This is a genomic window from Geomesophilobacter sediminis, assembly GCF_016458275.1.
Lineage (GTDB): Bacteria > Desulfobacterota > Desulfuromonadia > Geobacterales > Geobacteraceae > Geomesophilobacter > Geomesophilobacter sediminis.
Genome location: NZ_JAEMHM010000006.1, coordinates 145,592 through 172,332 on the forward strand (window position 1 = coordinate 145,592; position 26,741 = coordinate 172,332).

General features: G+C 63.2%; 20 protein-coding genes, 1 pseudogene and 1 riboswitch. Of the genes and pseudogenes, 14 read left to right on the forward strand and 7 right to left on the reverse strand.

Annotated elements, in window-relative coordinates; all coding sequences use genetic code 11:
* The first annotated feature begins 31 nt into the window (after positions 1–31).
* The gene (locus JFN93_RS08625; RefSeq protein WP_199383654.1) at positions 32–1,201 is read left to right on the forward strand and encodes a hypothetical protein; all 1,170 of its coding nucleotides are present in this window, start codon (positions 32–34) and stop codon (positions 1,199–1,201) included.
* 998 nt (positions 1,202–2,199) lie between these two features.
* Here the strand turns inward: JFN93_RS08625 and glgP are convergent.
* The 4 genes from glgP to JFN93_RS08645 all read right to left on the reverse strand — a co-directional run bounded on the left by glgP (position 2,200) and on the right by JFN93_RS08645 (position 9,044).
* Positions 2,200–4,764, reverse strand: a complete 2,565-nt coding sequence (gene glgP, locus JFN93_RS08630; RefSeq protein WP_199383655.1) for an alpha-glucan family phosphorylase — start codon at positions 4,762–4,764, stop codon at positions 2,200–2,202.
* A 229-nt stretch (positions 4,765–4,993) separates the two neighbouring features.
* Positions 4,994–6,361, reverse strand: coding sequence for a sigma-54-dependent transcriptional regulator (locus tag JFN93_RS08635; protein WP_199383656.1), 1,368 nt, complete (start codon positions 6,359–6,361; stop codon positions 4,994–4,996).
* Positions 6,362–6,579: 218 nt separating this feature from the next.
* Positions 6,580–7,995, reverse strand: coding sequence for a sensor histidine kinase (locus JFN93_RS08640; protein WP_199383657.1), 1,416 nt, complete (start codon positions 7,993–7,995; stop codon positions 6,580–6,582).
* A 200-nt stretch (positions 7,996–8,195) separates the two neighbouring features.
* A complete protein-coding gene (locus JFN93_RS08645; protein ID WP_199383658.1) occupies positions 8,196–9,044 on the reverse strand; it encodes an HDOD domain-containing protein in 849 nt (282 codons plus the stop codon).
* A gap of 153 nt (positions 9,045–9,197) precedes the next feature.
* On the opposite strand from JFN93_RS08645, the gene yihA reads away from it, so the two are divergent.
* The 11 genes and pseudogenes from yihA to JFN93_RS08695 all read left to right on the forward strand — a co-directional run bounded on the left by yihA (position 9,198) and on the right by JFN93_RS08695 (position 18,445).
* On the forward strand, positions 9,198–9,815 hold the full coding sequence (gene yihA, locus JFN93_RS08650; RefSeq protein ID WP_199383659.1) for a ribosome biogenesis GTP-binding protein YihA/YsxC: 618 nt from the start codon (positions 9,198–9,200) through the stop codon (positions 9,813–9,815).
* A 36-nt stretch (positions 9,816–9,851) separates the two neighbouring features.
* Positions 9,852–10,036: riboswitch (cobalamin riboswitch) on the forward strand.
* Between the two features lie 84 nt (positions 10,037–10,120).
* On the forward strand, positions 10,121–10,684 hold the full coding sequence (cobU, locus tag JFN93_RS08655) for a bifunctional adenosylcobinamide kinase/adenosylcobinamide-phosphate guanylyltransferase (protein ID WP_199383660.1): 564 nt from the start codon (positions 10,121–10,123) through the stop codon (positions 10,682–10,684).
* 44 nt (positions 10,685–10,728) lie between these two features.
* Complete coding sequence (gene cobT, locus JFN93_RS08660) at positions 10,729–11,778, forward strand: nicotinate-nucleotide--dimethylbenzimidazole phosphoribosyltransferase (RefSeq protein ID WP_199383661.1); 1,050 nt, start codon at positions 10,729–10,731, stop codon at positions 11,776–11,778.
* A 3-nt stretch (positions 11,779–11,781) separates the two neighbouring features.
* Positions 11,782–12,525 carry an adenosylcobinamide-GDP ribazoletransferase gene (gene cobS, locus JFN93_RS08665; RefSeq protein ID WP_199383662.1) on the forward strand — a complete coding sequence of 248 codons (744 nt, stop codon included), beginning with the start codon at positions 11,782–11,784 and terminating at the stop codon, positions 12,523–12,525.
* A gap of 17 nt (positions 12,526–12,542) precedes the next feature.
* A complete protein-coding gene (locus JFN93_RS08670) occupies positions 12,543–13,139 on the forward strand; it encodes a histidine phosphatase family protein (protein WP_199383663.1) in 597 nt (198 codons plus the stop codon).
* A gap of 15 nt (positions 13,140–13,154) precedes the next feature.
* Positions 13,155–14,537, forward strand: coding sequence for a cobyrinate a,c-diamide synthase (locus tag JFN93_RS08675; protein ID WP_199383664.1), 1,383 nt, complete (start codon positions 13,155–13,157; stop codon positions 14,535–14,537).
* On the forward strand, positions 14,534–15,841 hold the full coding sequence (gene thiC, locus JFN93_RS08680; protein ID WP_199383665.1) for a phosphomethylpyrimidine synthase ThiC: 1,308 nt from the start codon (positions 14,534–14,536) through the stop codon (positions 15,839–15,841). The genes JFN93_RS08675 and thiC overlap by 4 nt, the downstream gene beginning before the upstream one ends.
* Positions 15,842–15,876: 35 nt before the next feature.
* Positions 15,877–16,578 (forward strand): energy-coupling factor ABC transporter permease, encoded by a 702-nt coding sequence (locus JFN93_RS08685; RefSeq protein ID WP_236021615.1) that lies wholly within the window; start codon positions 15,877–15,879, stop codon positions 16,576–16,578.
* An 82-nt stretch (positions 16,579–16,660) separates the two neighbouring features.
* A pseudogene (locus tag JFN93_RS25515) lies at positions 16,661–16,849 on the forward strand (cobalt ABC transporter permease); the annotation flags it as partial.
* A 1-nt stretch (position 16,850) separates the two neighbouring features.
* On the forward strand, positions 16,851–17,612 hold the full coding sequence (gene cbiQ, locus JFN93_RS08690; protein ID WP_199383666.1) for a cobalt ECF transporter T component CbiQ: 762 nt from the start codon (positions 16,851–16,853) through the stop codon (positions 17,610–17,612).
* Complete coding sequence (locus JFN93_RS08695) at positions 17,612–18,445, forward strand: energy-coupling factor ABC transporter ATP-binding protein (RefSeq protein WP_199383667.1); 834 nt, start codon at positions 17,612–17,614, stop codon at positions 18,443–18,445. The genes cbiQ and JFN93_RS08695 overlap by 1 nt, the downstream gene beginning before the upstream one ends.
* A 213-nt stretch (positions 18,446–18,658) precedes the next feature.
* Here the strand turns inward: JFN93_RS08695 and JFN93_RS08700 are convergent, their stop codons facing one another.
* Positions 18,659–20,089, reverse strand: coding sequence for a transglutaminase-like domain-containing protein (locus JFN93_RS08700; protein WP_199383668.1), 1,431 nt, complete (start codon positions 20,087–20,089; stop codon positions 18,659–18,661).
* A 442-nt stretch (positions 20,090–20,531) separates the two neighbouring features.
* Here JFN93_RS08700 and JFN93_RS08705 point away from each other — a divergent pair, with 442 nt between their 5' ends.
* Together JFN93_RS08705 and JFN93_RS08710 are read left to right on the forward strand one after the other, a co-directional pair.
* A complete protein-coding gene (locus tag JFN93_RS08705; protein WP_199383669.1) occupies positions 20,532–22,802 on the forward strand; it encodes a sigma 54-interacting transcriptional regulator in 2,271 nt (756 codons plus the stop codon).
* Between the two features lie 284 nt (positions 22,803–23,086).
* Complete coding sequence (locus JFN93_RS08710) at positions 23,087–23,272, forward strand: ribbon-helix-helix protein, CopG family (protein ID WP_199383670.1); 186 nt, start codon at positions 23,087–23,089, stop codon at positions 23,270–23,272.
* A gap of 117 nt (positions 23,273–23,389) precedes the next feature.
* Here the strand turns inward: JFN93_RS08710 and cysS are convergent, their stop codons facing one another.
* Complete coding sequence (gene cysS, locus JFN93_RS08715; protein WP_199383671.1) at positions 23,390–24,832, reverse strand: cysteine--tRNA ligase; 1,443 nt, start codon at positions 24,830–24,832, stop codon at positions 23,390–23,392.
* Between the two features lie 127 nt (positions 24,833–24,959).
* The gene (locus JFN93_RS08720) at positions 24,960–26,648 is read right to left on the reverse strand and encodes a glutamine--tRNA ligase/YqeY domain fusion protein (protein WP_199383672.1); all 1,689 of its coding nucleotides are present in this window, start codon (positions 26,646–26,648) and stop codon (positions 24,960–24,962) included.
* Between the last annotated feature and the right edge of the window lie 93 nt (positions 26,649–26,741).

Sequence of the window (26,741 nt, forward strand, 5' to 3'; positions counted from 1 at the left end):
AAACAGAGTAACTACGATGGGAGAGGTTGGCATGAAGATACTGAAGTTCATTGCTGTTTCGTTGTTGGTCGCAGGTGCCCTATCTGGCTGCGGAGGGGGGGGGGGAGGTGAAACGGCCGCGACAACGAATCCGACGGTGGTAAGCGGGATTGCCTCGAAAGGTCCCTTTGCTGAAAACAGCGTCGTGAACATTTACGCCGTCACGAACGGTGCGAAGGGCAGGCTCATTACCCAAACCCATACCACCGACAACAACGGCAGCTACCGTGCCGATCTTGGGAGCTACAGCGGCCCCATTCTCGTCGAAGTCAGCGGGGCGTATAGCGACGAAGCGACCGGCCACACCGTTTCCGTATCGGCCGCTGCTCCGATTCGCGCCGTTTTGCCCCAGGCTCAGGGGAGTGTCTCCCTGCCGGTTACGCCACTAACGGAACTTGCGGTGCAAAATGTCGGCGGAGCCCTGACGTCCGGCAATATTTCCGCCGCAAATGCCTTGGTTTCCTCAATCTTCAAAGTGGACATCATTGGCACTTTGCCGGTTGTGCCAACGGCCTCGGCAGTTGCCGATGCTACCCAGGCTCAAAAGGATTACACGCTTGCTCTGGCGGCCGTTTCGCAGATGGCCAGCACCGCCGGCGGTGCCAGCGATTCAGACAAACTGAAGAGTGTGTTGAGCACACTGAATGGGGCGATATCCTCATCCGGATTGGCTGAAAGTGCCGCAACCGCTTTTAAGACCGCTCTCACTGACTTTGTGACGACCAATGCGAACAACCAGACAGGGATCAACGACACCTCGTCAACAAGTCTTGTGAATGCGGGCACTTTGTCCAAGGGTTACACCTTGGCGTTGCACAGTAATCTTTCCACTGGCTCGATCAAAGGGATTCAACTCGAACTTGTGCTGCCGGTAGGATTAACGGTGAACCTCAATAGCTCCAATGCTACCGTGCTCGCAAGCAGCTTGGCTGCCTCGGGAAACGTACCATCCGGTGCAATTCTTTATTCGAGATACGCCTCCGGGGTGATCACCCTCACCGTTACGGCTGCCCAAGGTTTGACGGCCGGACCGTTTGCGGTCCTCAACTGCAACGTACTTCCGGGCGCAAGCGCCCCGGCGGGTTCATCGTTTGCAATCAACAATGTGAAGGTCGTCGATCTGAACGGCTCCCCATTGGCAGCTCAGGTGACCATAGAATAGCGGTCGTCTCATCCAGCTCATCTCAAAGGAAAGTAAACGGGCAGGCTCCTCTGGAGGAACCTGCCCGTTTACTTTCGCTTTCCGAGGGTACTTCCCCGGGCGCAATGTCAATAATTGCACCACACATCAGCGTTGTAATGCCGGAGCAAAAGGCGGGAGCCGTGACATTGGTGTCTATAGGTACAACGCTTCAGGAAAGGTCGCAGGTTGGTGCACCTGTACAAGTCCCGATTTTATAGGGATTTGTTTTATGGGACAAACGCGGCAGGCAAATGAAAGCAGAGAGGTAGGTCTGGTTGGGGGATCAAGCAACGGCTTGGCTTCATATGGAACGCAGTCGCGTTTCGTGCATCAACGCGACCTACGGACTCTGTTGCCGCGATCAGCGGGCTTAATCGCGACAGGAATGTCGCTCCTACACGTCAAGATGACAGCGCACTCTAGCGAACCCGCCCTCACCCCTCCATTCTGGATGCTTCGACGAGAGCACAAGCCGGCAACGCGGAGTGAGGATGGGGTTGGCAATGCGCAATAATAAAGGCAAATCCCCCCATCCCCCCTTTGTCAAAGCGGGGTATCAAGGACTGATCTTTTTTTTCTTGCCTGGGGGACTCTGTTGCCGCGATCAGCGGGCTTAATCGCGACAGGAATGTCGCTCCTACACGTCAAGATGACAGCGCACTCTAGCGAACCCGCCCTCACCCCTCCATTCTGGATGCTTCGGCGAGAGCGCAAGCCGGCAACGCAGGGTGAGGATGGGGGTGGCAGGGGGCTTGCCCGTAGGGCGGGTGTCGGTAGGTGCTCCGTGGTAAATCCCCTCACCTCGCCCCTCTTCCTCTGGGAGAGGGAGGTTTCGGCTTCTCGATATTAGATTGACGCTCATCAGATTCAGTAATGAAAAAGGCACCCGCGGTCTATACCGGGTGCCTTTTCCTGTTCCAGTGCTCTGGTCGGTTTTCTTATGGTGCTCCGTCAGATGGCCCGTCTGCCCGCTTCGCCTACCCCCACAGCACGAGTCCTGGATCGTAGACCGTCCCTAACGTCGGATGCCGCGGCATGACGCGGAGCATGAAGCCGTGGCGGCCGCAGAAGCGGCATTCCAGCTCGCCGCCGAACTGCCGGACCGGCTCTTCTTCCTTGCCGGCCGGCAAAAGCGAAAGCGGCACGATCTCGCCTCCCATGATGCTTCCGCGCGAGTCGAGCACGCCGAAGTAGACCTCCACCGCGATCTCGGTAATGGGGATTTCCCCGGTCACCAGCTTCACGTTGATCGGGACCCGGTCCCCTGCCGCCACCTCGCGGTGCACGGCGGTCTCGATGGATTCGATGCGCAGATCCCCCCACTTGCCGTGCAGCCGCTCCTTCCAGCGCGCGAGTTCGACGGCGAGCTTCTTGCCGTCCCGGTTCAACTGCTCCCAATGCTGGAAGGCGGGGGTGTAGCAGCGTTCGGTATATTCCCGCACCATCCGGCTGGTGGAGAACTCGGGGCAAAGGGTCTGCATCGACGCCTTCATCCGGGCGGTCCAGCCGCGCGGCACCCCGTCCACGGCGCGCTCATAGAATAAGGGGACGATCTCCTTCTCCAACAGGTCGTAGATGGCCCGGCTCTCCACTTCGTTCTGGTATTCCAGGTCGTCGTACACTTCCCCGTGTCCGATGGACCAGCCGTTGTTCCCCCGGTACCCCTCGCACCACCAGCCGTCCAGGATGCTCGCGTTCAGCCCGCCGTTGAAGGCGACCTTCATCCCGCTGGTGCCGCTTGCCTCCTGGGGGCGCAGCGGTGTGTTGAGCCACAGGTCGACCCCCTGGACCAGGTGGCGTGCCACCGACATGTCGTAGTCCTCAAGAAACACGATGCGGCGCCGGAAACGCTCCTCGCGGGAGAGCTGGACGATCTGCCGGATCAGCTCCTTCCCCTGGTGGTCGGCCGGGTGCGCCTTGCCGGCAAAGACGATCTGCACCGGGCGCTGGGGATGGTTGAGGATCGCGGTGAGGCGCTCCTTGTCGTGCAATAGCAGCGTCCCGCGCTTGTAGGTGGCGAAGCGGCGAGCGAAGCCGATGGTGAGGATCTCGGGATCCAGGACTTCGCCGGCCTCGATCAGTTCGCGGGCCGAGGATTCCTCGCGGCGCAGCTGTTCGCGCAGCCGGTCCCGGGCGTATTCGACGAGCTCCACCCGGCCGCGGCGGTGGGTCCGCCAGAGTTCCTCGTCCGGTATGCGGGAGATGCGGCGCCAAAGCGCGGGAGAGGTGGGGTCCTCGATCCAGCGGGTCCCCAGGTAACGGATCAAAAGGTCGGCCATCTCGTCGGAAAGCCAGCTCCGGTCGTGCACCCCGTTGGTGATCGAGGAGAGCGGCAGCTGTTCCTCGGGAAGGTCGGGCCAGACGTCCGCCCACATCTTCCGGGAAACTTCGCCGTGCAGTTGGCTCACGCCGTTGGTATGGCCGGCAAGTTTCATGGCGAGGATCGCCATGCAAAAGCTCCCACCGGCGCGCCCCTGGTGCGGAATCCCCAGCGCCATGAACGATTCCCGGGTCAGCCCCAGGCCGCGGTAGTAGCTCCCCAGGTATCTTTCCAAAAGCTCCTGCGGGAAATGGTCGATTCCGGCCTGGACCGGGGTGTGGGTGGTGAAGATGTTGCCGCCGCGCACCGCCTCCACCGCTTCGTGGAATCGGAGCTGGTCCTTTTCCATGAGCTGGCGGATCCGTTCCAGGGTGAGAAAGGCGGCATGTCCCTCGTTCATGTGGCAGATGTTCGGTTCCAGGTCGAGCGCCTGGAGGGCCCGGATGCCGCCGATGGCTAGGACGATTTCCTGGCGGATCCGCATGTCCTGGTCGCCGCCGTAGAGCCTAAGGGTGATGTCGCGGTCTTCGGGAAGGTTGTCTTCGAGGTTGGTGTCGAGAAGGTAGAGCGGTACGCGACCGACCTGCACCCGCCAGACCCGGGCCTTGACCGGCCTTCCGGCGATCTCGACGCTCACCGAGACCGGCTGGCCGGCCTGGTCGCGCTCCTGGTGCAGGGGGAGGTTGTAGAAGTCGTTTTCCGGATAGAACTCCTGCTGCCACCCCTCCCGGTTCAGGTACTGCCGGAAGTAACCCTGCCGGTAAAGAAGGCCGACCCCGCAAAGGGGCAGCCCCAGGTCCGAAGCGGATTTGAGGTGGTCGCCGGCGAGGATCCCCAGGCCGCCCGAATAGAGCGGGAGCGACTCGTGGATGCCGAATTCCATGGAGAAGTAGGCGATCCGCATCCCGGGAGCCCCCGCCTTTTCGAACCAGGTGGGGCCGCTCAGGTATTCCTTGAGCTTTATCTCGACCTGGGAGAGGTGGGAGAGCAGCCCCTCGTCCGCTTTGAGGGAGTCGAGGGAGGCCTGCTGCAGGGTGCCGAGCAGCTCCACGGGGTTGTGGCGGCTTTGTCTCCAGAGTTCGGAGTCCAGCCGCTGGAAGAGCCGGATCGCGTCCGGCTCCCAGCACCACCAGAGGTTGTAGGCGATCCGCTTGAGCGCGGAAAGCTCGGCGGGGAGAGAAGGTACCACGGTGAATTGGTGCGGCGTCTTGGTGGGATACATTGCCGGCCCCCGTGTACCGAGAACCCGTTCGACGTTCGGCGTTCGACGTTCGACGTTATAAGCCGGCGGCTGATGGCCTGTCACGTACCACGCAAAAACGTAAAACGAGAACGGCCCTTCGGTTTGTAATCGTGAACCCGTTATGCGCTGGACGTGTTACGTTCGACGTAAAAATCCGGTGGTTGATGGGCTCTCACGTCGAACGTCGCACGCCGAACGTCGAACGGTTTTACTCCGGTTTGGTGATGCCGAATTTCTCCAATCGGTACTGCAGGGTCTTGTAACTGATGCCGAGCAGCGGCGCGGCTTTGCTGATCACCCAGTCGGCGCGCTGCATTGCTTTCACGATCAGGTCTTTTTCGAGCTCCTCGATGCAGATCCCCTCGGCGGGGAACTCGAAGGGAAGCTTCCCGGCCAGGGCACCCTCCTGGTGCACCTCGGAGGGAAGGTCCTCGGGCTGGATCATGTCGCTTTCCGCCATGAGGACGCCGCGCTCGATCACCGATTCGAGCTGCCGGACGTTCCCGGGCCAGCTGTAGTCGAGGAGGATCTTCAGCGCCGCCTTGGAAATCCCTTTCACCGGGAGCCCAGTGGCCCCGCTGTACTTCTTGAGGAAGAAGCTCGCCAGCGCGGAGATGTCGTTACCCCGCTCCCTGAGCGGCGGGAGGGTGATCCGGATCACGTTGAGCCGGTAGAAGAGGTCCTCGCGGAAGTGCCCCTTCCGGGTCTCCTGCTCCAGGTCCTTGTTGGTGGCGGAGATGATCCGGACGTCGACCGGGATGTTGACCTTCCCCCCGACGCGCCGGATTTCCTTTTCCTGGATCGCACGCAGGAGCTTGGCCTGCATCGAGACGTTCATCTCCCCGATCTCGTCGAGGAACACCGTTCCCCCCTGGGCGGCCTCGAAAAGGCCGATCTCGCGGGTGCCGGCGCCGGTGAAGGATCCTTTCTCGTGCCCGAAGAGTTCGCTCTCCATGAGCGAATCGGGGATCGCGGCGCAGTTGATGGCGAAAAAGGGCTTGTCCAGCCGCGGGCTCCCGTCGTGGATCGCCCGGGCCACCAGCTCCTTGCCGGTCCCGGACTCGCCGTAGATGAGCACCGTGGTCCCGGTCGGGGCGATCTTGTTGATCATCTTGACCACCTCCATCATCTTGGGGTGGTCGCCGATCATGTTGGGAAGCGCCTTGGTTTCGGCGAGCTTGCGGTGCAGCGCGCGGTTTTCCTTGAGAAGGCTGATGTGCTCGAAGGCGCGCTGCACGGTGAGGATCAGGTCGTCGCGCTCCAGCGGCTTCTCCAGGTAGTCGAACGCGCCCATCTTGATCGCGGTCTTGACCGTGTCCAGCGTCCCGTGGGCGGTCATCATGATCATGCACTGGCCCGGCTCCTCGGCCAGGACCCGCTCCATCAGCTCCATCCCGGACATCCCCTGCATCTTAAGGTCGGTGAGGACGAGGTCGAAGCTCCCCTTGTCCAGCTCTTCCAATGCCTCGCGGGCACCGGGGACCGAGGTGACCCGGTACCCTTCCTTCTCCAGGATGGCGCAGAGGATGTCCCGCTGCCCTTTTTCGTCGTCGACTATCAGGATGCTGCCACTCATCGATTGCTCCATGTAAAAAAACGTCGGGGGAACCGTGTCCCCCCGCAAACGTTGTTAATTTACCTCCCTCTGCTTCCCGGAGAGGGGCAGGGGGAGGATGGTGAAGAGGGGGACTGGCACCTGCGGAGCCAGTCCCCGGCGACCGCCAGTCCGAAGCACTCCATCTCTTACCGCCAGCGAAGGAGGGGGACAGGCACCTGCGGAGCCAGTCCCCGGCGTCAGATCGTGGCCGCGCCGGGAAGGACGACGGTGAAGGTGGTCCCGGCACCGGGGGTGCTCGCCACCGTCAGGGTCCCGCCGTGCTCCTTGATGATCCGCTCGGTGATGGCGAGCCCGAGGCCGATCCCCGCTTCCTTGGTGGTGAAGTAGGGCTGGAATACCTTCCCCAGGTCCTCCTCGGCGATCCCTACCCCCTGGTCGCTGAAGGTGAGGGAGATGTTGCCGTTTTCCTGGTCCACGCTCGCCCCGAGGACGATCTTCCCGCCGTCCGGCATCGCCTGGGCACCGTTGGTGATGAAGTTGCACAGGCAGTTGCGCATCAGCTCCGGGTCGACGTGCAGCTCCGGGAGCTTTTCCGGCAGCTCGCGCGCCACTTCGATCCGCTGCTCGGCCAGGCGGTCCTGCATGAGCTGCATCGCCTTGTCCACCAGCTCCGGATAGCTCACCCGCTGGCGCCGAAGCTTGAGCGGCCGGCCGTAGTTCATGAAGTTGAGGACCATGTAATTCGCCTTGCGGACCTCTTCCTTGATGTTGTCGGCGATGGAGCAGAGCTCCGCCCCCTTGTCCTGGCAGGCCGGCAGGACCTCGCTTTTCAGGTGGTCGATGGCGAGGCTGATGTAGTTGAGCGGGTTGCGGATCTCGTGCGCGATGCCGGAGGCGAGTTGCCCTACCTTGGAGAGGTGCTCCGCCTCGTAGAGCCGTTTTTCCAGCGTCTCCCGCTCCTTGAGCTTTTCCACCATCTCGTTCAGGTTCTGCGCGAGCTCTCCGATCTCGTCGTCGGTCGCCGCGTGGAAGGTGACGGAGAGGTCCCCTTCGGAGACGTCCTTCACCCCGGTGGCCAGACGGTGGATCGGGCTCGTGTAGCGCCGGGCCAGGAAGATGGTGAGGAGCATCCCGATCAAAAATACGAGGCTCGTGGCGACCAGGCGGCGCACGAAGTTCGCGTGCTGGATGTCGCGGATGTTGTCAAGGAGCAGGTTCACCTGGACGTAGCCCAGCTGCTCGTCCCCGACGATGACCGGCACCACCAGGTCGTAGGGGCGCAGCGATCCGGCACCGGGGCGACGCGATGCCTTGAGCTTCTTCTCCAGCTTCTTGATCTCGCGCTTCTTCCCGACCAGCGCGGGATCGGAGGAGTTGATGATCTCCCCTTCGTTGTTGATGATGTTGATCTGGTTGATGCCCTTGTTCTTGGCCCGCTGCAGGTATTCCTTCAACCTCGACGAGGACTCCACGTCCGTTTCCGAGGTCAGGTCCTCGACGCTCAGCTGGATCGCCTTCGACAGTTCGGTGGAGCTTTCCTGGATCTCCTGGACCAGATCGTTCTGACTCAACTGGTTCAGCAGGAACAAGATGAACATGGCGATGACCAGCAGGGAGAGCATGATCATCACCAGCTTTGTATTAAGTCTCATGTTGCAAAGCCTTTATTAAAACGTTAGTGCGAATTAATTCGCGAAGTATACAACAGTGCCGGTCACGAGACAAGGGAAGGTTCCGGTCCTGCGCCAGGGAGAGAAACGGGGCGTGCGGGCTGCGGTGGAAGGGCGCGCTGCGGCGGGAAATGAAGCAGCGGCGGAAGCGGCGGTCCAACGGACCACGCTTCCGGCACGACTCAACCGACGAAGAGGGCTCGGTCTGCCTCGAACGCGGTGCTGAACTCCTCCATGAGCCGGTCGATCCGCGGCTGGTTGAGGTTCAGCAGCTGCGCCGGCGTCGAACCGGCGAGGTCGACCTCTTCCGGAGCCCGGAAACCGATGCCGAGCCGGTGGCAGAAAAGGTCGGCCAGCGCGGTCACCGCGGCGAGTTTCACCACCATGGGATCGGTGGTCTCCTCGAATTCGAGGGTGTGGTGCAAAAGCGTCGAGGCGATCAGGACCTCGGGAAAGTTCCATTTCTTGATGACGTAGGAACCGACCTCCTCGTGGCTGAACGGGTAAATGCTCCGCTCGGCCTCTTCGAAGGAGATCCCCTCGTTGTAGCAGTGTTCCATCACCTCCTGGAATTTCTTCCGGTCCAGGGTGTTCATGATGATCTTGCCGATGTCGTGGAAAAGCCCGGCGAGGAAGGCCTCCTCCTCGTTGGTGGAGCGGGTTTCGACGGCGATCATCTTCGCGGCGAGGCCGGCGGCGAAGGAGTGCTCCCAGAGCATCTTCTCGGTGAGCCCGTAGGGGCGGTACACCTGTTTCACCGAGGCCGCGACGACGAGGCTGCGCAGGGTGCTGAAGCCCAAGATGACGATGGCGCTGGAGAGGGTCTGGATCTGCCGTTGGCAGCCGTAGAATGAGGAGTTGGATATCTTCAGGACCCGCGCGGCAACGGCGGGGTCGGAAGCTACGATCTTGGCGAGCTCCTCCGCCGTGGCAGTCTCGCTTTCGATGAGCTGCATCACCTTGATCGCCACCACCGGGATGGTGGGGAGATCGGCGGCCGTCATGATCGCGGTTTCCAGTTCTTTATTCATTCACGAAAGCCCTTAATCAGAGGGGGAAATTCCAAGACAAAGATAGCTTTAAATTATATCAGAACGTTAGCTTTTATCAAGGAAGATTTAGCGATTGTACCGGGGCGGTCCGGCGGGTTATACTGGCCGAAATTTTTCCGGAAAAGAGCTCCAGTGATCGTAAAAACGACCGAATTCATCAAAAGCGCCACCCGTCCCGCCCACTACCCGGAGGGGGATCTCCCCGAGATCGCCTTCGCCGGACGTTCCAACGTCGGAAAATCCTCGCTGGTCAACGTTTTGGTTAACCGAAAGAACCTGGTACGCACCTCGTCGACCCCGGGGCGGACCCAGCTGATCAACTTCTTCCAGGTGAACGACGACTTCATGCTGGTCGACCTTCCCGGCTACGGCTACGCCAAGGTGCCGCTCGACGTCAAGCGCCAGTGGCGGCCGATGATGGAGACCTACCTCTCCAAGCGGGAGAACCTCCGCGGCGTGGTGCTGATCCTGGACATCCGGCGGGTACCTTCCGAAGAGGACCGGCAGATGCTTTCCTGGCTGCGCAGCTTCGGCATCCCCCCCATCGTGGTGCTCACCAAGTGCGACAAGCTCTCCAAGAACGAGCGGGCCCGGCAGGGGGCGCTCATCTGCAAGAACCTGGAGCTGGACAAGGGGGAGGTATGCTTTTTCTCCGCCCTCTCCAGGGAAGGGAAAGACGGGATCTGGGCCCGGATCGACGCGCTGCTCGGGGTCGGCGCCGAGCCGGAGGCCGGGGCAGTAATTGATTGACTTTGCCCGGCGCCTCTGTTAGAAAAACAGCTCCAAATCACATATTTTCGTTCGGGTGCCCCTGACGGGGTTAAAAGGGAAGAGGGTGGAAATCCCTCGCTGTCCCGCAACTGTAAACGGTTATGAAAGCCGCAACTAAGCCACTGATGCGACCATCGGGAAGGCGCGGTGAGTAAGCTTTACCCGTGAGCCAGGAAACCTGCCGGAACGAACGCTGAACAGAACCTCCGTGGCAGAGGGCTCAAGCACGTCGCCGTTCATCCGACTTCTCGAACCCGCCTTCCGCCCGGAAGGCGGGTTTTTTCATGGGAAAAATCGTGTTGGTGACCGGTGGCGCGCGCAGCGGCAAGAGCCGTTTCGCAGAGCGCCTGGCCGAGGGATATTCCGGGACGTGCGGCTACCTGGCGACCGCGGAGGCGGGCGACGCAGAGATGGCGGTGCGGATCGCGCGGCACCAGGCCCGGCGCGGCGCCGGATGGGCGACCATCGAGGAGCCGCTGGAGGTGGGGCGGGCGCTCTCCGAGCACGACGGCCGCTATTCGGTGATCCTCATGGATTGCCTCACCCTCTGGATCTCCAACCTCCTCTTCCGCCACCCCGCCGGCGCGGCTGGCGTCATCCCCGAGGTGGAGCGGCTGATTGCCGGCTTCCCCCGCCTGACCACCCCCCTGATCATGGTCACCAACGAGGTCGGGATGGGGATCGTCCCGGAGCACCCGCTGGCGCGCAGTTTCCGGGACCTGGCCGGGGAGGCGAACCAGCTGGTTGCCGCCGCAGCCGACCAGGTCTACGTCACCATCTCCGGTATGCCGCTGAAGCTGAAGGACAGCACCACTTCAGAAGATATCTTGGGCCCCTTCAGTCCTTAAGCATCCTTTAGAGCCCTTCCTTACTATTTATATTAGGAGCAGTCATGACCCTCCTGCAATCCGCCCTCGACCGCATCACCCCGGTTTCCTCCGACCTCATCGCCCAAACCCAGGCGCGGCTGGACAACAAGACCAAGCCCCTGGGCGCTCTGGGCCGCCTGGAAGAGATTGCCGCCCGCTACGCCGCCATCGCCGGGAACTTCGCCCCCGAGACCGGCCCCAAGGTGATCTACACCTTCGCCGGCGACCACGGCATCGTCGAGGAAGGGGTTTCCGCCTGCCCGAAGGAGGTGACCACCCAGATGGTCTTCAACTTCCTGCGCGGCGGCGCCGGGGTGAACGTCCTGGCGCGCCATGCCGGCGCCGAGGTGCGGGTGGTGGACATCGGGGTGGACCACGAGTTCGAGCCGGCGCCGGGGCTCCACCTGTGCAAGGTGGCGCGCGGCACCCGCAATTTCACCAAGGAGAGCGCGATGACCCGTGAGGAGGCGATCGCCGCGCTGGAAGTCGGGATCGCCCTGGCCGACCGCGCCAAGGCGGAGGGGATCGCCATGCTCGGCACCGGCGACATGGGGATCGGCAACACCACCCCCTCTTCCGCGATCATCGCCGCGCTCACCGGCTGCCCGGTTGCCGAGGTCACCCATCGCGGCACCGGCATCGACGACGCCGCCCTGCAAAAGAAGATCGGGCTGATCGAGGCCGGGCTCGCGCTGCACCGTCCGGACCCCGCCGATCCGGTCGACCTTTTGGCCAAGGTCGGCGGACTGGAGATCGGGGGCATCGCCGGGCTGGTGCTGGGCGCCGCCGCGAACCGGATCCCGGTCGTCGTGGACGGCTTCATCTCCACCGCCGGGGCGCTCATCGCCTGCGAACTCCATCCCAACGTAAAGGATTACGTCTTTGCCGCCCATGCCTCGGTGGAGATCGGCCACCGCCGGATGCTGCAGCGCATCGACGCCGAGCCGATCCTCGACCTGCAGCTGCGGCTGGGCGAGGGGACCGGAGCGGCGCTGGCCATGGGGATCATCGAGGCTGCGGTCAAGATCCTCAAAGAAATGGCGACCTTCGCCGAGGCCGGGGTTACCCCCTAAAGCATGCGGCTGATCCCCCTCGCCTGGCAGTTTCTCACCATCGTCCCGTTCCCATTCCCGTTCCCCTTCCGGGACGGCGACCTGGGACGGTCGATGCGCTGGTTTCCGCTGATCGGGCTCCTTTTGGGGGGGCTCCTCGCCGGGGTGGACTACCTCCTTGCCCTGGCGCTGCCGCGCCCGGTCACCGACCTTATCCTGATCGCCCTTTTGGCCGCGGTGACCGGGGGGATGCACCTGGACGGGCTGGCCGACGTCTGTGACGGGATCGCCGCCCGCGGCTCGCGGGAGCGGTTTCTCGACGTGATGAAGGATTCCCGGGTCGGCGCGGTCGGCGCGGTCGCCTTGGTCCTGGGGATCGCGCTCAAATACCAGGCCCTTGCCGCCATCCCCCTGGCCGGCAAACGGGAGGCGCTCCTCTTCTTCCCGGTGGCCGGACGCGCCGCGCAGGTCCTCTTTGCGGTAGGCTCCCGGCGGGCCCGGGTCGACGGACTCGGTGCGGCCATGGTCGACGGGGCCGGCAAGACGGAACTCGCCTTAGCCGGCCTCTCGGCGCTCGCCGTCGCCTGGTTCCTTTTTGGCTGGCGCGGGGTCGGCTGCCTGGCGGTCCTCGCCTGCGTCACCCTGGCGATCAAGGCATGGTCCCACGGCCGTCTGGGGGGGATCACCGGCGACGTGATCGGGTGCGTCAACGAACTGAACGAAATTCTGGCCCTTTTGCTCATCCTGGCGTTGCCCGGAAAGGGCTGAGGCGAAACGGGGGACCCATGACCAGCAAGACCCGCATCCACCTGATCCGCCACGGCGAAGTGGAGGGATCGAACCGCTACAACGGGCACCGCGACGTGAACCTCACCGAAAAGGGGGTGGAACAGTACCACCTTCTCAAGCACAAGCTCGATCCGGACTGCATCACCGCATGCTATACCAGCGACCTCATCCGGACCGTGCGCGGCGGAAAAATTCTCGGGCCGTACCTCGGGGTGGAGCCGGTCCCCTTGAAGGCGCTGCGCGAGCTCAATATCGGTGCCTGGGAAGGGATGTCGGCGGCCGAGATCCAGGCAAGCCGTCCGGAAGAGTGGCAGGCGCGTTGCGCCGATCCGGTCGGCTTCCGGGTTCCCGGCGGCGAGAGCGTCGGCGATCTCGCCGCCCGCGTGCTGCCGGCGTTTCGCGAGATCGTCGAGCGGCATCGGGGTGAAGAGGTCCTCGTGGTGGCGCACGGCGGGGTGAACCGGGTGATCCTGTCCGATGCCCTGGGGGCGCCGCTGGCCAAGCTCTTCAACATCGAGCAGAACTACTGCTGCCTCAACGTGGTCGACTGCTACGCGGACGGCAACCACGTGGTGAAGCTGGTTAACGGGTAGGGGCGCGACCGCGGTATGAAGCGTATCCTCATCGCAGCGCCGGCAAGCGGCTCCGGAAAGACCACCCTGACCCTGGGGATCATGCACGCCCTGAAGCGGCGGGGGCTCCAGGTCGCGCCGTTCAAGGTGGGGCCGGATTTCATCGATCCCGGCTACCATCGCCTGGCAACCGGAGCTGCGTCGATCAACCTCGATGCCTGGATGTGTCCGGCCCCGTTCGTGGTGGACACCTTCGCACGTCACGCCGCAGGAAGCGACGTGGCGGTCATCGAAGGGGTGATGGGGCTTTTCGACGGGATGGATGGGGCCAGCGACGCGGGGAGCAGCGCCGAGATCGCAAAGCTGGTCGGGGCGACCGTGGTCCTGGTGGTCGATGCGGCGCGGGCCGCGCGCAGCGCCGCGGCGCTGGTGCACGGCTTTGCCACCTTCGATCCGGAGTTGTCGGTGGGCGGGGTGATCTTCAACAACGTGGCGAGCGAGAACCACGAGCGGATCCTGCGCGAGGCCGCCGCCCAGTTGCCGGGGATCCGGGTCATCGGCTGTTTTCCGCGCGCTGCCGCGCTGGTGCTGCCGTCGCGCCACCTGGGGTTGGTGACCGCCGAGGACAACCCGCTGGAGCCCGCGTTCTGGGACGGGCTGGCGACTGCGGTGGAGCGGCACCTGGACCTGGAGGGGTTATTGGCCCTTGCTGCGCCGGCCGATCGGACCGATCGGACGGCGCAGACGGATCGGTCCGATCGGACGGGCGCTAAGGATGTGCGCCTCGCCGTAGCCCGCGACGCCGCCTTCTGCTTTGCCTACGACGATAACCTGCGGCTCTTGCAAGAGGCCGGGGCGGAACTGGTCCCGTTTTCGCCGCTCGCCGATGCAGCGCTGCCGCCGGGGATTTCCGGCATCTACCTCCCCGGCGGGTATCCCGAGTTGTACCGGGAACAGCTCGCGGCGAACGAGGCGCTGAAGGAAGAGATCCGGCAGGCGATCGAATCGGGGCTCCCGGTGTACGCCGAATGCGGCGGGTTCATCTACCTGACCCGCGGGGTGCGCGACGGGAAGGATCTCGCCCCCTTCGCCGGCGTCTTCCCGGTGGCGACCACCATGCTCCCGCGCCGCAAGGCCCTTGGCTACCGCGAGGTCGAGCTGACCGTCGACGGCCTGCTCGGCCCGGCCGGGCTTCGTGCCCGCGGCCATGAGTTTCATTACTCCGAGATGGAGCCGATGCCTCCGGAAGTCGCCCGCATCTACCGGGTGACCCGGAAAGGGGTCGCGCTCGATCCGGAAGGATTTTGTTATCAAAACTGCCTCGCTTCCTACGTTCACCTCCACTTCGGGAGCTCTCCCGCGGTGGCGGAGAATTTCGTCGGAAAATGCCGGGCATATCAGAAAAGGAGTGGTGCATGAAAACGCAGATCGAACACGCCCGTGAGGGAATCGTAACTCCGCAGATGGCCCAGGTGGCCGCTGATGAAGGGCTTACCCCGGAATACGTGAGGGAAAAGGTCGCCCAGGGGCGCATCGTCATCCCCTGGAACCATGTCAGAAAACCGCGGGTGGCCGGGATCGGTGAGGGGCTCAAGACCAAGGTCAACGCCTCGATCGGGACCTCGTCGGACATCATCGATTACGCCGCCGAGGTGCGCAAAGCCAAGGCTGCCATGGAGTCGGGGGCGGACACCCTGATGGAGCTTTCCGTCGGCGGCGACCTGGACCGGGTGCGTCGCGAGGTGATCGCCGCCGTCGACCTGCCGGTGGGTAACGTGCCGCTCTACCAGGCGTTTTGCGAGGCGGCCCGCAAGTACGGCGACCCGAACAAGCTCGACGAAGAGATGCTCTTCGACATCATCGAGCGCCAGTGCGCCGACGGCATGGCCTTCATGGCGGTGCACTGCGGCATAAACCTCTACACCGTGGAGCGCCTCAGGAAACAGGGGTACCGCTACGGCGGCCTGGTTTCCAAAGGGGGGGTGAGCATGGTCGCCTGGATGCTCGCCAACAACCGGGAGAACCCGCTTTACGAGAAGTTCGACCGGGTCATCGACATCCTGAAGCGCTACGACACCGTCTTGTCGCTGGGCAACGGCCTGCGCGCCGGAGCCATCCACGACTCCAGCGACCGCGCCCAGATCCAGGAACTCCTGATCAACTGCGAGCTTGCCGAGCTCGGCCGCGACATGGGGTGCCAGATGCTCGTCGAAGGTCCCGGCCACGTGCCGCTGGACGAGGTGGAAGGGAACATCAAGCTGCAGAAGCGGATGAGCGGCGGGGCGCCGTACTATATGCTCGGGCCGATCTCCACCGACGTCGCCCCCGGCTTCGACCACATCACCGCGGCGATCGGGGCCGCCCAGTCCTCGCGCTACGGGGCCGATCTCATCTGTTACATCACTCCCGCCGAGCACCTCGCCCTCCCCAATGAGGAAGACGTCCGGATGGGGGTCAAGGCGGCGAAGATCGCGGCCTACATCGGCGACATGAACAAGTACCCGGAGCGGGGCCGCGAGCGGGACAAGGAGATGAGCAAGGCCCGCCGCGACCTGAACTGGGAGCGCCAGTTCGAGCTCGCCCTCTACCCCGAGGACGCCGCGGCCATCCGCAAGAGCCGGGTTCCCGAAGACGAGAACACCTGCACCATGTGCGGGGATTTCTGCGCCTCCCGTGGCGCCGGCAAGCTCTTCGCCGCCGACCTGCGCGGGGACAAGATCTAGTGCTCCGACTTCTTGCCGTAACAGCGCTCCTGGTCATGGGCGCCACCCCGGCCTACGCCATGCACATCTCGGAGGGGATCCTTCCCTTCCCGTGGGCTCTCTTCTGGTATGTGGCGGTCGTGCCGTTTGTTGCCCTCGGGGTGAAGCGGGTGAATGCCCTCTCCCGCGACGACCTGTCGTTGAAGCCTTTGGTCGGCCTGATGGCGGCGGTGGTCTTCATCATCAGCTGCCTCCCGATCCCGGTGCCGACCGCCGGCACCTGCTCGCACCCCTGCGGCACCGGGATCGCCGCCATCCTGCTGGGGCCGCTGGTGAGCGTTCTCATCGCCGCGGTGGCGCTCTTGATCCAGGCGCTCTTTCTCGCCCACGGCGGGCTCTCCACCCTCGGTGCCAACACCTTTTCCATGGGGGTGGTCGGTTCCTTGGCCGGCTGGTTCGTGTTCCGCGCCCTGCGCCGGATCGGCGGCGGCCTGGTGGTCTCCGCGTTCGTCGCCGGCATCGCTGCCGACTGGGCCACCTATGCCGTCACCGCGCTCATCCTTGCCCTGGGAATCCGGGGCAACGCGCCGTTTCTGCCGCTCTTTGTCAAGGTGGTGGTCGCCTTCATCCCGACCCAACTCCCGCTCGGCATCCTGGAGGGGGGCATCACCGCCGGGATGGTCTCGCTGCTCTACCGGCGCCGCCCGGACCTGTTGGTGAAGATGAAGGTGATCGAGGAGATCTCCGGACATGCATAGACGCTGGGTTTATCAATTGCGGCCTGCCGTAGCGGCCGCGGCGCTGCTTCTTTCGACCGGCTCCTGCCTTGCCGAAAACGGCAAGTGGAGCGGGGTCGACGAAGCGGTGGTGGAGAAAATCGCCAAGGAGCACGGCCGGGAAGCGCACGCGCCGCTGCTCGATCCCGGTAACGGCGACCTCCTGCTGTTTGCGTTTCTCCTCGCCGGGGCGGCGGGCGGTTTTGCCGCCGGCTACTACTGGCGCACGCTTTTCAAGGGGAAAGGGGAGTAGCATGGCGGCCCATCGCCTCGCCATCGAAATGCCGCACTCCAGCCACCGGCTCACCCGGGTGGATGCCCGCCTCAAGGTCGTCTGCGGCGCCGTGCTCCTGGGGCTCGTGACCAGCTCCTCCGAGATGATGTTCCCGCTCTTGGTCGCGCTCCTTTCCCTCACGCTCTGCCTGGCCCTCGGCGTCTCCCCGAAGACCCTCCTGTTCCGCTTCTCCGAGCCGCTGCTCATTGCCACGGTGGTATTGCTGCTCAAGCTTTTTTCCGCCGCAGGCGCGCCGCTCTTTACCCTGAATCTCCTCGGGCACCAACTTGTCGCCCACCGCGACGGGCTCCTTGAGGGAGGCCGGATCGCCAGCCGCATCGCCGGCGCGGTGACCGTCATGGCCGCGGTCGGCTTCGCCACCCCCTTCACCGAACTGATGGCGGCGCTTTCCTGGTTCAAGGTCCCCCAGGTGCTGGTCGATATCTCCCTTTTCGCCTGGCGCTACCTGTTCCTGTTGTTCGAGGATGCCCAGGTGGTCTACCATGCCCAGAAGAACCGTCTCGGCTACGTCGGCTATGCCCGGGGGCTCCGCTCCATGGGAACTCTGGCCGGGGTCCTGGTGATCAAGGCGTTCGACAACAGCCAGCAGATCACCACCGCCATGGTGCAACGCGGCTACGACGGCGACCTGCCGCTGCTGCGCCACCGTCCCTTCGTTCCCCTGGAGGTATTTTTCTGTCTGCTGTTCCTCGTGGCGATGGCGGCGGTGAGGAGTCTTTGATGCCGAGGATTTCGGTAGAGCTGGAACAGTTTTCTTATCCGGACGGGACGGTGGCGCTCGCGGACATCCACCTCCAGGTGGCGCGGGGGGATTTCGTCGGCATCCTCGGCTCCAACGGCTCGGGAAAGACCACGCTGCTGCGCATCATGGATGGCCTGATCAAGGGTTACCGCGGCAAGGTGCTGCTGGACGGGGAGGACGTGACCCGGCTGCATCCGCGCGACATCTACCGGAAGGTGGGGCTCGTCTTCCAAAACCCGGACGACCAGCTCTTCGCCTCTTCGGTCTTCGAGGACACCGCCTTTGGCCCGCGCAACATGGGGTGTGCCGAGCCGGAAGTGCGGGGCCGGGTCGAAGAGGCGCTGGCCAGCGTGGATATGGCGGAGTATGCGGGGAAGGGAATCCAGCAGCTGAGCTACGGCCAGAAGAAGCGGGTCTGCATCGCGGGGCTCCTTGCCATGGGACACGAAATCCTGCTTCTGGACGAGCCGACCGCGGGACTGGACCCGATGGGGGAGTACCGGATGATGGAGCTTTTGACCCGGCTGAACCGGGACCAGGGGGTGACCGTGGTGATGGCGACCCACAGCGTCGACCTGGTGCCGATCTTCCTGCACCGGCTCCATATCTTGAGCCGCGGCCGGCTGGTGCGCGGCGGGACTCCGGAGGAGGTCTTCACCGCCCCGGAAGAGCTCGAAAACGTGAAGCTGCGCCTGCCCCACATCGCCGAGCTGATTTACCGCCTCAAGCATGAGGAGGGGGTGCCGTTTTCCCGGATCCCCCTTACCATCGGCGCAGCCCGCCGCGAAATTGTCGAGGCGATGGGACGGTGAGATTCCCTCTCCCGTCGGGAGAGGGTGCCCGAAGGGCGGCTGAAGCGTCTGCGCTGGGACGTCCCCTCACCCCGACCCTCTCCCAGAGGGAGAGGGGGATAGAGCGGCATTCCTGGCGCGAAAAAAAAGGAAAAGGTCCCCAATCGGGACCTTTTCCTTTTTCTATATGTTTGCGGTAGGTGCCCCGGCAGCATGCAACCCGGGCCTATTTCATCAATATGCCTGCTCCACGACCTTCCCCTTCAGTTTGCCGATCACCCCGGCCAGCCGCACCAGGTCGTCCTGGGTCTCTCCCTCCACCAGCTTGATGTGGGTAAGATCCGCCGGATCCTGTCCCAGCGCCGGGTCGACCGGTACCCAGCTGCCGCCGAGGTAGCTTTCCGCCCAGCTATGGAAGAGAAAGCCCTGCTTGGGGAAATAGACGATGCCGGAGACGAACCGGGTCGGAATCCCGGCGCTGCGGGCGAGCGCGGTGTAGAGACGCGCCTGGGCCGGTGCACTCCCCTTCTTGTCCTTCAACGCTTCCAGGGCGGCCAGTCCGTCGCCGTTGCTTCCCTTGATCTCCTTCGCCACCCAATCGACCAGCATGCGCGCCGCCTCGACGGGCTCTTTGGTGTCGGCGACGATCGCCTTTTGCTGCGTTACGACCTGCGGCGCATCGCTCGGGATGCCGGCGGTGGCCGCGGTGTCAGCGGGGCGGGGCGCCGGAGGTGCCGCTGCACCGGTGGGGCGCGCCATGGTGAAACGGACGGCGTCGCCGGAGCGCTCGGCGGCCTGCTGGGCCCCCTCCGGGAGGGTGAAGCCCGCCGGTATGCCGGTGAGCTCCAGCACGAGCTTCTTCAGCGTCTCGGGATGGGCGATCGGCTCGGTGCGGACCGCGCTGTAGTTGATGATCAGATCGCTCTTGGCCAGCGCGGTATTGGCAATATAGGTCTGCGCGGTCTTTTCGTCCTCGGCTACCGTCAGTACGAGGTCGTCGCGCACCGACTCCTTGATCGTATTCCCCTTAAGGTCCACCCAGATGTCGTTATCTACCACCGGGAAGAGGTTGTTCTGCAGGTGGATGGCAGGGATATCGGGGGGGAGCGTTTCGGCCCCGATCACCTCGATCTTGATCGTTTTCACCTTCAGCTCTTCGGTGTCGAGCATCTGCACGCGGTACTTCTTCCCCTTGGCGGGATCGTGTAATAACGGGAAGATGTTCAGCGCCTGGGGCGGATAGACCGCTCCCTTGGCCCTGATGGTCCGGTCCTTCTTTTTGCCCCCGCTTTCGGAGCTCGTCTTGATCCCCTTGGGGGTCCACTCCCCGGTCACCTGCATCGGGGCGCCTTCCAGGTACTGTTCCACGGCAAAGGATTTGAGTGAGAGGTCCGGACCGACCAGGTAGGACTCCTTGGAGGCCGAATCGCGGGAAACCCCCATCACCTTCATCTTCACGCTACCGTCGCTGAGGATGCGGTAGCCGTCTTTTTCGCGGGCGATGGACTGGTGGGCGAAACCGGCCCGCTCGCTGCCGACCACGATGCTGAACCACCGCTCGCCGAGGGGCGGAGCGGTGAGTTTGGGGATGGTGACGGCGCCGGCAGTCGGAATGCCGACCGCCAGCAGGGCAGCCAACGCAATAACGAGGCGCAGTGCGCGCATGGGGAGACTCCTCCCTCGGTGAAAATCGGCCACTACCTGTTCCGGTTTCCTCGAGGCTTCAAAAAAAATTTCGATGACGGTTCGCTCTACGATGGAGAGTCTCACGTCCTTCACCTTAGTAGATTCCAAGCCATATATAGCACAGCCCGAACGGGCGAGGCAATCGCCGAAGGGGCTCCGGACGCCGCCCCGAACTTTCCCGAAAAATTTAGATAGTTGCATGGAAATTTCGAGAGCGATATAATGAATGGAGAAAAGAGTTGCGGAGGATCATAGGATCCTCCTTCCCCTAGTTGACTTGCCCTCCTAGTCGCTAGGGTTTTTTTCTGCCCAAAATCCGGTGTGCCAAATGTTGCACAACTCCCCTTCTTTGGTTTATACTGCATCCTCCTGTTGAACTCGCCCCGGTCCCCGTCGCATTTTTCCCAAGCCCAGAGGTCCCATGTATCCCATCGTCACGCGGACGGAACGTTGCCGCAAATGTTACTCCTGTGTCAGAAGCTGTCCGGTCAAGGCGATCAAGGTCGAAAAGAGCTACACCGAGATCATCTTCGAGCGCTGCATCGGTTGCGGCAACTGCCTGGGGACCTGTCCGCAGCAGGCGAAAGTCATTGCCGACAACGTCGCCAACACCGAAGCGGTGCTGGCCGGGGAGGCGCCGGCGGTCGCGGTACTCGGCTGTTCCTTTCCGTCGTTTTTCCACTACGCAGCGCCGGGGCAACTGGTGGCGGGGCTGAAAAAGCTCGGCTTCACCCAGGTGCATGAGGCGGCGACCGGCGTCGAGTTGATCGCGGGGGAATATGCCCAGGCAATCCGGGAGAACAAGTCCACCTTGATTACCTCGCACTGCCCGGCGGTGGTCGACCTGATCGAACGCCATTACCCGCAGCTGGTGGACAACCTGATCGGCGTGGTGACCCACATGGTGGCGATGGGGCGGTACCTGAAACAGGTCCTGGGGGCGGAGACCAAGGTCGTCTACATCAGCTCCTGTATCGCGGGAAAGTTCGAGATGCAGGCCGAGGAAACCCGCGGCGCGGTGGACGCAGTACTCACCTACAAAGAGCTGGAGGGGATCTTCAAGTCGCGCGGGATCGATCTGACCGAATGCGAGCCGCTGCCGTTCGAGGGGAGGGAACCGCACCTGGGGCGGGTCTTTTCGCTCCCGCAGGGGCCGTTTCGCGCCTTCGGGGTGGAAGTGGACCCGCTGGACACCGAGGTCGTCACCGCCGAGGGGGAAGTCAACGTCATGGGGATCGTCAAGGATCTCGCCGCCGGCAGCATCTCCCCCAAGCTCGTCGATCTCCGCTTCTGCTACGACGGCTGCCTGGGGGGGCCGGGGAAAAAGACCGACCTCACCGTCATTTCCCGACGCAACCTCCTGATCCAGCACTTCAAGAACAAGCCGCCGTACCACACCGACCCGGTATACCGCTCCGCGCCGGTCGTCTCCTACGGACGTTCCTTTTCCAACCGCTTTTCCAAGCTCCCCAGCCCGAAGGGGGGCGAGGTGAAGAAGATCCTGCAGGCGACCAACAAGTTCACCCACAAGGACGAGCTCAACTGCCGCGCCTGCGGCTACCGGACCTGCCGGGAATACGCGGTCGCCGTCTACCAGGGGCTGGCCGACCTGGAGATGTGCCTGCCGCACAACCTGCAGCAGCTCGAAGAAGACCGCGGCCGGCTGATCCAGAAGTACGAACTCGCCAAGCGCGAGCTGGAACGCGAATACGCCGACGAGTTTATCGTCGGCAGCGACACCAAGACGCTCGAGGTCCTGGACCAGATCAAGCAGGTGGGGCCGACGCCGACGACGGTCCTGGTCCGCGGAGAGTCCGGGACCGGCAAGGAGCTCGCGGCGCGCGCCATCCACCGGTACAGCAAGCGCAACGATAAGCCGCTGGTGACGGTCAACTGCACCACCATCACCGATTCGCTTTTGGAAAGCGAGCTCTTCGGGCACAAGAAGGGGGCGTTTACCGGCGCGATCGCCGACAAGAAAGGGCTTTTCGAGGCCGCCGACGGCGGCACCATTTTCCTCGACGAGATCGGCGACATCACCCCGAAGCTGCAGGCGGAACTCTTGCGCGTCCTCGACCAGGGCGAGGTGCGGCCGGTCGGCGGGACCGCCGCCAAAAGGGTCGACGTCCGCCTGATCGCCGCGACCAACAAGTCGCTCGAAGACGGAGTGCGGGAGGGTTGGTTCCGCGAGGATCTCTACTACCGGCTCAACGTCTTTTCCATCACGATGCCGCCGCTGCGGGCGCGGGTCGAGTCGGTCCCGGAGCTCGCCCACCACTTCCTGGGCAAGGCCCGCAACAAGCTGAACAAGCACATCATCGGCATCGAAGAACGCGCGGTGAACGCGATGCTGCGCTACCCCTGGCCGGGGAACATCCGCGAGATGCAGAACGTCATCGAGCGGGCGGCCGTCCTCACCCACGACGACATCATCAAGCTCGGCAATCTGCCGCTCGCCTTCGCCGAGAGCTACGCCGAAGAAGGGGAGAACGTATTCGACCTCCGGTCCTTCAAAAAGGAGCGGGAGCCGCACGTGATGCGGGTTGAGAAAAAACTCATCCAGCGTTATCTTTCCGATGCCGGCGGCAATGTGTCAAAAGCGGCACAACTCGCCAACATCCCGAGGCGCACCTTTTACCGTCTTTTGGACAAGCATGGTCTCAAAGGAAGGGCAATTCGGGGGCAAGAGTAAAAAAATGACCCATCGGGCCACTTTTTTCATGAGGGAAATGGGCGTAATGGTACAAAATTGTAGCAAGGTGGGTCGTTTTGTGCCAAATGTGGCCCACTTGTATACAGTACAATATAACAGGCCCTAATGCTGAGGGGGGTAAACTCAGGAAAAACGGGCATTTGACCGTCCGGTTGCTCTAAAAGCATGGTTGGCACGCTAATAGCAATAGGTATGAGCAAAACGCTTATTGCCAGTAATGTCACGCATTAGCTGCAGGTACAACCAAAAAAGGAGTGAATCAGATGGGCAGAATGAGAGAGAACCCCAGGTACAATGTCATTTCCATGAGGATCAGCGACGAGGAGCGCGAGGCGCTCGAAATGATCATGGACACCACCAAGAAAAGCATCTCCGACATCATGAGGGAAGCGATGGAGCTGGTAAAAGCCCGCGCTACCGTCTCCGGAAGCATCCAGAAGGCGGCCTGATCCCCGCTCAAAACCAGAACCAAAAAAAATGGCCGCTTTGTTGAGCGGCCTTTTTTTTATCTTCGCTCCACCGGTGGGTGGATTTCCTCTTTTTTTCCTACCTTGGCTTTTCCCGCCTTATTTGATCTTCCAGCTGGTCCCCTGGGCGCTGTCGAGCAGGATGATGTTGCGCTCGGCAAGGTAGTCGCGGATTTCGTCGCCCCGCTTATAGTTCTTGGCCTTGCGCGCTTCGGCCCGCTCCTCGATGAGCTTTTCGATCTCTTCCGGAGCGATCTCCACCCCCTCGCTCTTGCGCTGCATCAGGCGGCCCAGGAACTCGGCAGGAACGGAGTCCATCACCCCGAGGATGCCGGCGATCGCGGCGACTTCCTGCTTGGTCTTTAAGAGCAGTTCCGCCGGGGCCGACGGGAGCGCCTTGTTGATGCTGCGCACCAGCTCGAAGATGTGCCCGAGCGCGAGGGCGGTGTTGAAGTCGTCGTCCATCGCCTCGCGGAAGCGGCCGGGGAGCGCCGCGACCTTTTCTTCCAGTTCGGCCGCCTCTTCCCCGGCGGCCGCCGTGGCTGACCCCAGGAGCCGTTCGTCGATCCCGGCGAGCGAGTTGTAGATCCGCTCCAGGCCGGCCTGGGACTCCTTCAGGTTCTGGTCCGAGAAGTCCAGCGGCGAGCGGTAGTGCGAGGAGAGGAGGAAGAAGCGGAGCACCTCCGCGTCGCAGTGTTCCAGCACCTGCTTGATGGTAAAGAAGTTCCCCAGCGACTTGGACATCTTCTCGGCGTTGATGTTGACGAAGCCGTTGTGGATCCAGTATTTGACGAACGGCTTGCCGGTCGCCGCCTCGGCCTGCGCGATCTCGTTCTCATGGTGGGGGAAGATGAGGTCCTTCCCGCCGCCGTGGATGTCGAAACTCTCCCCGAAGTACTTCATGCTCATCGCCGAGCACTCGATGTGCCACCCCGGCCGCCCCTGGCCCCACGGCGACTCCCAGTACGGCTCGCCCGGTTTGGCGCCCTTCCACAGGGCGAAGTCCATCGGGTTGCGTTTGCGGTCGTCGACCTCGACGCGCGCCCCCGCCTGCATGTCCTCCAGGTTCCTTTTGGAAAGCTTCAGGTAGGTGCTGAACTTCTCGACGCTGAAGTTCACGTCGGAGCCGGCCTGGTAGGCGTATCCCTTCTCGATGAGCCGCTCGATGAGCGCGATGATCTCGGGGATGTGCTCGGTTGCCTTGGGCTGGACCGTGGGGAGCTGGATGGAAAGGGACTCCATGTCGCGGTCGAACTCGGCGATGAACTTCTCGGAGATCTCCTGGTAGGGGACCCCCTCGCGGTTGGCGCGGTTGATGATCTTGTCGTCGATGTCGGTGTAGTTCCGGACGTACTCGACCTCGAGACCGGTGGCCTGGAGGTAGCGGTAGATCATGTCGAAGACGACGTAGGCGCGGGCGTGGCCGATGTGGCAGAAGTCGTAGACGGTCACCCCGCAGACGTACATCCGGGCCTTGCCCGGGGTAAGGGGCACGAACGGTTCTTTGGAGCCGGAAAGAGTGTTGTAGACGCGTAATGCCATGGAGCCCTCGTTGTAAGGTGTTCTCTGCAACGGTGCCCGCCTTCAGCGGGAACCCCATCCTCACCCCGGCCCTCCCTGTGAAGGGAAGGGAGGGGCTGGGGGTGAAGGGGAATAAAAAGAAGGTGCCCTAGCGTTTGCCTTCGGTCCAAGAGTCGCGCAGGGTGGCGGTCCGGTTGAAGACCGGGGCGCCCGGGGCGGAGTTTTTGGAGTCGAGGCAGAAGTAGCCGAGCCGCTCGAACTGGAACCGGCTCTCCAAGGAAGCTTTGGCAAGCGACGGTTCCAGCTTGCAGTCGCTCAGGATCTCCACCGATTTCGGATTCAGCGCGCTGCGGTAGTCCGCCTCGTTCTTGCCGCCCGGATTCGGGTTCACGAAGAGCCGGTCGTAAAGCCTGACCTCGGCGCTCTCGGCATGCTCGGCGCTCACCCAGTGGATGGTTCCCTTGATCTTGCGGCCGTCCGGAGCGTTCCCGCCGCGGGAGCCGGGATCGTAGCTGCAGTGCACCTCCACCACTTCGCCCGCCTCGTTTTTCACGAAGCTCTCGCACTTGACGATGTAGGCGTAGCGCAGCCGCACCTCGGCCCCCGGGGCCAGGCGGAAGAAGCCCTTGGTCGGGACTTCCATGAAGTCGTCCCGCTCGATGTAGACGGTGTTGGAGAACGGGACCTTGCGGGTCCCCAGGGACGGGTCGTTGGGGTGGTTCGCCGCGTCGAATTCCTCGGTCTGCCCGTCAGGATAGCCGTCGATCACGAGCTTCAGGGGGCGCAGCACCGCCATCGCGCGCGGGGCGCGGCGGTTCAGGTCCTCGCGGACCGCCTCCTCCAGGATGCTCATGTCGATGATGCTGTCGCTTTTGCCGACCCCGATGGTCTCGCAGAAGTTGCGGATCGACTCCGGTGTGTAGCCGCGCCGCTTCAGGCCGACCAGGGTCGGCATGCGCGGGTCGTCCCAGCCGTCCACGAGCTTTTCCTGCACCAGTTCCAGGAGCTTGCGCTTGCTCATCACGGTGTAGCTCAGGTTCAGGCGGGCGAACTCGATCTGCTGCGGGTGGCAGGGGACGGCGAGCACGTCGAGCACCCAGTCGTAGAGGGGACGGTGGTCCTCGAATTCAAGGGTGCAGATCGAGTGGGTGATCCCCTCGATGGAGTCGGAGAGGCAGTGCGCGTAGTCGTACATCGGGTAGATGCACCAGGTGGCGCCGGTGCGGTGGTGCTCCACCTTCTTGATCCGGTAGATGACCGGGTCGCGCAGGTTCAGGTTGGGCGAGGCCATGTCGATCTTGGCGCGCAGCACCAGGCTCCCGTCGGCGAACTCGCCGTCGCGCATCCTCCGGAAGAGGTCGAGGCTCTCGGCGACGGGGCGGTTGCGCGACGGGCTCTCCTGCCCCGGCTCGGTCAGGGTGCCGCGCATGGCGCGGATCTGTTCCGGAGGGAGGTCGTCGACATAGGCCTTGCCCATCTCGATCAGGCGCACCGCGTAGCCGTAGAGCTTTTCGAAGTAGTCCGAGGCGTAGTACATGTGCTCGCCCCACTCAAAGCCGAGCCAGTGCACGCTTTCCCGGATCGACTCCTCGTACTCCACCTCTTCCTTGGCCGGGTTGGTGTCGTCGAAGCGGAGGTGGCAGCGCCCCTTGAACTCGCCGGCCAGCCCGAAGTTCAGGCAGATCGACTTGGCGTGCCCGATATGGAGGTAGCCATTGGGCTCGGGCGGGAAACGGGTGACGATGCTCTCATGCTTGCCGCTGTTGAGGTCGTCGATGACGATGTTCCGAATGAAGTTGGTAGCTTTTTCCGACTGATTGTTCTCGGTACCGTTCATTGATGCCGTCCTGACGCCGCAGCACGTAGAGACTGCGGACTAAAGGGAAATAATGGTATGCGCCCCTTCCTCATAAAGAGGAGGGACAAGGTC

Coding starts and splice junctions, on each gene's coding strand:
- JFN93_RS08670 (WP_199383663.1), top strand. CDS start 12,543: ATGACCAGCAAGACCCGCATCCACCTGATCCGCCACGGCGAAGTGGAG.
- JFN93_RS08640 (WP_199383657.1), bottom strand. CDS start 7,995: ATGAGACTTAATACAAAGCTGGTGATGATCATGCTCTCCCTGCTGGTC.
- cobS (WP_199383662.1), top strand. CDS start 11,782: ATGCGGCTGATCCCCCTCGCCTGGCAGTTTCTCACCATCGTCCCGTTC.
- cysS (WP_199383671.1), bottom strand. CDS start 24,832: ATGGCATTACGCGTCTACAACACTCTTTCCGGCTCCAAAGAACCGTTC.
- JFN93_RS08705 (WP_199383669.1), top strand. CDS start 20,532: ATGTATCCCATCGTCACGCGGACGGAACGTTGCCGCAAATGTTACTCC.
- thiC (WP_199383665.1), top strand. CDS start 14,534: ATGAAAACGCAGATCGAACACGCCCGTGAGGGAATCGTAACTCCGCAG.
- JFN93_RS08675 (WP_199383664.1), top strand. CDS start 13,155: ATGAAGCGTATCCTCATCGCAGCGCCGGCAAGCGGCTCCGGAAAGACC.
- JFN93_RS08635 (WP_199383656.1), bottom strand. CDS start 6,361: ATGAGTGGCAGCATCCTGATAGTCGACGACGAAAAAGGGCAGCGGGAC.
- JFN93_RS08710 (WP_199383670.1), top strand. CDS start 23,087: ATGGGCAGAATGAGAGAGAACCCCAGGTACAATGTCATTTCCATGAGG.
- JFN93_RS08700 (WP_199383668.1), bottom strand. CDS start 20,089: ATGCGCGCACTGCGCCTCGTTATTGCGTTGGCTGCCCTGCTGGCGGTC.
- JFN93_RS08645 (WP_199383658.1), bottom strand. CDS start 9,044: ATGAATAAAGAACTGGAAACCGCGATCATGACGGCCGCCGATCTCCCC.
- JFN93_RS08695 (WP_199383667.1), top strand. CDS start 17,612: ATGCCGAGGATTTCGGTAGAGCTGGAACAGTTTTCTTATCCGGACGGG.
- cbiQ (WP_199383666.1), top strand. CDS start 16,851: ATGGCGGCCCATCGCCTCGCCATCGAAATGCCGCACTCCAGCCACCGG.
- JFN93_RS08720 (WP_199383672.1), bottom strand. CDS start 26,648: ATGAACGGTACCGAGAACAATCAGTCGGAAAAAGCTACCAACTTCATT.
- glgP (WP_199383655.1), bottom strand. CDS start 4,764: ATGTATCCCACCAAGACGCCGCACCAATTCACCGTGGTACCTTCTCTC.
- cobU (WP_199383660.1), top strand. CDS start 10,121: ATGGGAAAAATCGTGTTGGTGACCGGTGGCGCGCGCAGCGGCAAGAGC.
- cobT (WP_199383661.1), top strand. CDS start 10,729: ATGACCCTCCTGCAATCCGCCCTCGACCGCATCACCCCGGTTTCCTCC.
- JFN93_RS08685 (WP_236021615.1), top strand. CDS start 15,877: ATGGGCGCCACCCCGGCCTACGCCATGCACATCTCGGAGGGGATCCTT.
- JFN93_RS08625 (WP_199383654.1), top strand. CDS start 32: ATGAAGATACTGAAGTTCATTGCTGTTTCGTTGTTGGTCGCAGGTGCC.